The sequence below is a fragment of the Roseovarius sp. PS-C2 genome, from assembly GCF_018862045.1.
Taxonomy (GTDB): Bacteria; Pseudomonadota; Alphaproteobacteria; order Rhodobacterales; family Rhodobacteraceae; genus Roseovarius.
The window spans coordinates 1-5243 of sequence record NZ_JAHKSQ010000026.1; the positions used below are offsets into that span (position 1 = coordinate 1).

At 57.5% G+C, this 5243-nt stretch carries 5 protein-coding genes; all 5 read left to right on the forward strand.

Annotated features, from left to right (window positions below; genetic code table 11):
* Positions 1-185 precede the first annotated feature (185 nt).
* The 5 genes from KPG71_RS19420 to tcuA all read left to right on the forward strand — a co-directional run bounded on the left by KPG71_RS19420 (position 186) and on the right by tcuA (position 4482).
* Entirely contained in the window at positions 186-434 is a 249-nt protein-coding gene (locus tag KPG71_RS19420) for a hypothetical protein (protein WP_216340382.1), read from the forward strand.
* Positions 435-1421 carry a branched-chain amino acid ABC transporter permease gene (locus tag KPG71_RS19425; RefSeq protein ID WP_216340384.1) on the forward strand — a complete coding sequence of 329 codons (987 nt, stop codon included), beginning with the start codon at positions 435-437 and terminating at the stop codon, positions 1419-1421.
* Entirely contained in the window at positions 1418-2191 is a 774-nt protein-coding gene (locus KPG71_RS19430) for an ABC transporter ATP-binding protein (protein WP_216340386.1), read from the forward strand. Before KPG71_RS19425 ends, KPG71_RS19430 begins: the two co-directional genes overlap by 4 nt.
* Complete coding sequence (locus tag KPG71_RS19435) at positions 2188-2901, forward strand: ABC transporter ATP-binding protein (RefSeq protein WP_216340389.1); 714 nt, start codon at positions 2188-2190, stop codon at positions 2899-2901. The genes KPG71_RS19430 and KPG71_RS19435 overlap by 4 nt, the downstream gene beginning before the upstream one ends.
* A gap of 102 nt (positions 2902-3003) precedes the next feature.
* A complete protein-coding gene (gene tcuA, locus KPG71_RS19440; protein ID WP_216340391.1) occupies positions 3004-4482 on the forward strand; it encodes an FAD-dependent tricarballylate dehydrogenase TcuA in 1479 nt (492 codons plus the stop codon).
* The last annotated feature ends 761 nt before the right edge of the window (positions 4483-5243 follow it).

Genomic DNA, 5243 nt, shown 5'->3' on the forward strand with positions numbered 1-5243 from the left:
ACCGCCTCAATCAAAGCCGCGCCCGCCTCGCCGCCGCTAACAAATGAACCTCACAGAATTGGCCTGACGGCCAATGCGCCTTGGACCGGGCTTGCTATATGAGGGCCGCACGCTCCAAGGCGCTCGCGCCAAACTGGCCGACTTTTGCTCCGCCACAATGGCCGAATTTTACTCCGCCGTTGACAATGGCACCCGTCTTTTCGGTCTCCCCCTTCGTGGGCACTGCCCCGATGCTGAAGGCTTTTATCGTTGTAATCCTTGGCGGCCTCGGATCGGTCCCCGGTGCCCTGCTCGGCGGGCTGCTTCTCGGCATGATCGAAAGCTATGGTGCGACCTTCCTTGGGTCGGTTGTCGCCGACATGCTGGAACTCGGCCTCGTCATTGCAATTCTTCTGGTCCGCCCCTCCGGCCTTATGGGTAAAAAGGAAGCTTAAGTGACTATTCTGAATGAAAACGCACCTGACGCAGAGAACGCCGGCGGTTCTGTCTGGTTTCGCATTGCCCTGATTGCTGTTGCCTGTGCGGTCGCAGCGTTTATTCCGGGGCTTCTTCCAAACCTCTTCTACGTTCACATCGTGAACCTGACGCTTCTGAGTGGCATCTTCGCCCTGAGTCTTTGGGTCATCTATTCGGTCGGACAATTGTCGTTGTGCCATGCCGCATTCGCCGGATTGGGTGCCTATATTTCGGCGATCATTTCGATGAGGTTGAACATTCCGCCCGCTTTGTCGCTGGTATTGTCCACGCTGGCCACCGCGGCACTTGCGGCGGCTCTGGGTGCCGTGATTCTGCGGCTGCGTGGCGTCTACTTTGTGCTTGTGACCTTCTTGTTCGGGCAGATGTTCACACTGCTCGCGCTGAACTGGGCCGGCATGACCAACGGAGCCAACGGCCTTATCGGAATCAAGGCGGTCACGCTTTTCGGTATCAGCTTCGGTCCGCGTCCGATGTTCTTTTACCTAGCGTTCGCGATGTTCCTGATGGTCTTGGTCTTCGTCTGGGCGCTGAACCGTTCGACCTTTGGACGGGCGTTCAATTCGATCGAACAGAATATCAATTTGGCGGAAACCTGCGGTATCGACACGGCGCGATACCAGGTCATCGCATTTGCCATCGGGTCCGGCATCGCCGGTCTTGGCGGTGCGCTGATGGCGCATTACATCCGCTTCATCTCGCCCGATACCTTCACCTTTCACAATTCGGTGGCCTATATCACCATGCTTGTCGTCGGAGGGCGTTCGCTGTTCTGGGGTGCTGTTCTGGGCGCGGCCTTCCTCACGCCATTGCCGGAATTCCTGCGCGATTTCGAAGGGCTTCAGCACATTATCTATGGCGCGATCATGATCGTGGTGCTGAGGGTCATGCCCGGTGGGCTGATCTCTCTGCCACGTACACTCGCACGGATCGGGGGAGCAAAATGAGCACGCTTCTCAATGTCAAGAATATGAGCAAACGGTTCGGCGGATTGCACGCGATCAAGGACATGTCATTTTCCGTGGACGAGGGCGAGGTCGTGGGGCTTATCGGCCCGAACGGCGCGGGCAAGACCACCTGTTTCAACGTGGTGAGCGGCACAAGTCCGGCGAGCGGCGGGTCGATCACCTTCGAAGGGGAGAACCTCATTGGCAAACGGACCTGCGATATCGTGCAGATGGGTCTGGCCAGGACATACCAGGCGACGAGCGTCTTTCCGCAATCGACCGTGCTTGAAAACGTGGTGCGCGGGGCCTTCGTGCGCAGCAAGGACAGCTTCCTTGGTTCGCTGATGGGCACTGCGGCCTCGCAACGGGCGCAGGCCGAAACAAAGGCGGAATGCATGGAAATCCTGCAGCAGGTCGGCATTGATCATGTGCACGGGGAGCTTGCCGATTCCTTGCCCTACGGTTACCAGCGCCGGCTTGGCGTGGCGGTGGCACTTGCGTCCAAGCCCAAGCTTATCATGATGGATGAACCTGCGGCTGGCCTGAACCCCGAGGAATCCATGGAAATGGGAAAATTGATCCGGGGCATTCATGAAAGCGACCAAGCCAGTGTGCTGATCGTCGAGCATGACATGCGCCTTGTGATGGGTATCTGTGACCGCATCATCGTGCTGGACCATGGGGAACTGATCGCCGCCGGTACGCCCGAAGAAATCCGGGACAATCCCAAAGTAATCGAAGCCTATTTGGGCACGGAGGCGGTGTCATGACCAGCCTGACTGTTGAGAACATCAATGTATATTATGGTGTGCGCGCGGCTTTGCGTGACGTATCGCTGGAAGTCGGGGACGCCGAGATCGTTGCGTTGATCGGCTCCAACGGGGCGGGCAAGGCCACGACACTACGAGCCATCATGGGGCTGACCCCGCCAAAATCCGGTCGGATTACATTTGGCTCCCGACAGATTTCGGGTCTGGCGCCACCGTCGGTCGTGGGACTCGGGATTACATTGTCGCCGGAAGGGCGTCGTGTTTTCCCGCAAATGTCGGTGGAAGAAAACCTGCAACTTGGCGCTTACCTCAAATCCGACAAGGACGAAATTTCCAGGACCATGGAGCGGGTTTATGGCTATTTTCCGCGTCTGCTGGAGCGTCGCACGCAGGCCGCCGGGTCCATGTCCGGGGGTGAGCAGCAAATGCTGGCCATCGGACGGGCTCTCATGGCCCGGCCCAAGCTGTTGTTGCTTGATGAACCTTCGCTCGGTCTTGCGCCGATCCGGGTGCAAGAGATTGGCAAGATCATCGAGGAAATCAACCGCGAGGAGGGTATCTCGATCATCCTGGTGGAGCAAAACGCCAACATGGCGTTGCGCCTTTGCCAGCGTGCTTATGTCATCGAAAGCGGGGCAATCACCCTGAGCGGCACTGGCGCAGAGTTGGCGGCCAGTGAACACGTGCGCCGGGCGTATCTGGGCGGCTGAGCGAAATTGAATTTCCAGCGTGAAACCCCGCCGCTGCACGGGATGAAACGCTGTGCAACTTGAGGCCGCTTTGCGCGGCAACTGACTGAAGGAGAAAAGAAAATGAGTGAATACGATGTGATCGTCGTGGGATGCGGCAACGCTGCGCTTTGTGCTGCAATGTCGGCGCATGAGAACGGAGCCAAAACCCTGGTCCTGGAACGTGCTCCAGAAGACGAAAAAGGCGGCAACTCGTACTTTACCGCTGGCGGCTTTCGCTTTGCGCATGAGGGGTTGGAAGATGTTACCGAAGACATCCTGACCGACTTGTCCGAAGCGGAACGCGAGCAAATCGTCCTGCCGCCGCACAGCCGTGAATTTTTCATGGACCAGATGCGCGAAGTGACGCGCTATCAATGTGACGAAGACCTCGCGCAACTGCTTGTCGACCGCAGTCGCATGACCATGGGCTGGTTGCGCAATCACAACATCCGTTTCGTTCCGATGTTTGGGCGCCAGTCCTTTCTGGTGGATGGTAAACACCACTTCTACGGCGGCGTGAATATCGAAGCCGTAGGCGGTGGTGCCGGTCTGGTAGAAGCTGAATTGGCGGAAGCCGAAAAACTGGGTATCGAGATTCGCTACGGCACCGCCGCTATTGGGTTGCTCCAGTCAGCCGACCGCACCGTGACCGGCGTCAAAATCCGCACCAAGGAAGGTTATGGTGAAATTACCTCGAAGGCCGTGATCATCGCCAGCGGTGGCTTTGAATCCAACCCGGAGATGCGTGTGCGTTACCTGGGTGTTGGCTGGGATCTCTGCCGTGTGCGCGGTACTCGCCACAATATGGGCGAAGGTATCAATATGGCGCTTGAGATCGGGGCGAAACCCTATGGCAACTGGTCGTCCTGCCACGCTTGTGAATGGGATATCTCGGCGCCGCCCTATGGTGACCGGTGGATTCTCGATAACTTCCAGAAGCACTCCTATCCGTTGGGCATCATGGTCAATACCGACTGTGAACGCTTTGTCGACGAGGGCGCGGATTACCGTAACCTGACCTACGCCAAATACGGCCGGGAAATCATGGCCCAGCCGAACCGCACCGCGATCCAGATCTTCGACCAGCAGACCGTTGACAAGCTGCGTGACGAATACCGCATCCGCGAAGTCACCAAGGCCGAGTCCGACACGATCGAAGGGCTGGCCGAGCAATTGGATCTCGATCCCAAAAAGCTGGCCGCGACGGTCAAGGAATACAACGATGCCTGTCAGGGTGGAGATTACAATCCGGCAATCCTGGACGGTGTTGCGACCCAAGGGATCGAGCCGCCGAAAAGCAACTGGGCGCTGCCAATCAACAAGCCGCCTTACGTGGCCTATGTCTGCACGACCGGCATCACCTTTACCTTCGGCGGTCTCCAGATCAACACCAAGGGCGAAGTGCAGGACATGACCGATCAGTCCATCCCCGGACTCTACGCCGCAGGGGAGCTTGTCGGTGGTCTGTTTTATGAAAACTATCCGGGTGGAACGGGCCTTATGTCGGGCTCGGTCTTCGGCAAACTCGCAGGCGAAAGCGCGGCGGATTACGTGTCCTGACGCGGTACTCGAAAACGATTGCTGGCCCGCCCCACCGGCGGGCCAAAGACCACTGACAAAGCGCGATCATCACCTGCGACGATTGCGACCTTTCTCGCAGATGGTCCGCCTTGTGAACAGGTCACCTTCGAGACGGGCGGGTTGCTGGTCTGGCAAGTCAGTGAGCGTTTTACTCCAGATGAACCAATCGACCCATTCGAGGGTAGCGTATTTCACAACCAACATCCCCAACTCGCTCCCTCAAATCCGTCGAGGAAGCTTCTGAACAGAATTATCAGGGGGGTCAATTTTGCATGCCGGTTCACAGCCTGGATCTGACGCCGCAGTTATTTCGCTGGCCCAAATGCTTGAAGAACGACTGATTTCTGAGAGAGACGCCGGAATTCATACTTGAGGGTGTATTGTTGGGCGATGAGAATCGGTCTTAGCTAGGGCGGGGTAGCTGTCCCTTATGCCATGCAACGGCGCGTTCAAAATGCGAACTCAGGGTTTTGTTTTGAGAACGAGAATCGTGCTGGTTCGGCATAGGTCAAATTTCGCTCCCGAAACCAAAAATCAACAACAATATCAGATAATTACGAAACCTTCCGACGCACCCGATTGCCGCTCTATATTGCGCGTGGAAGCAGACGGGGGTAGTGTCCCACGGGGTGGTGTAAGAGGCCGCGCGCGGAGCCTTTTGGCGTAGCGCAGCGCGCGGCCGGGTCTGGCGGCCACCGCGCTTCTTCGTAGTCTGAGGTTGTTCAAAGACCGATGATAAC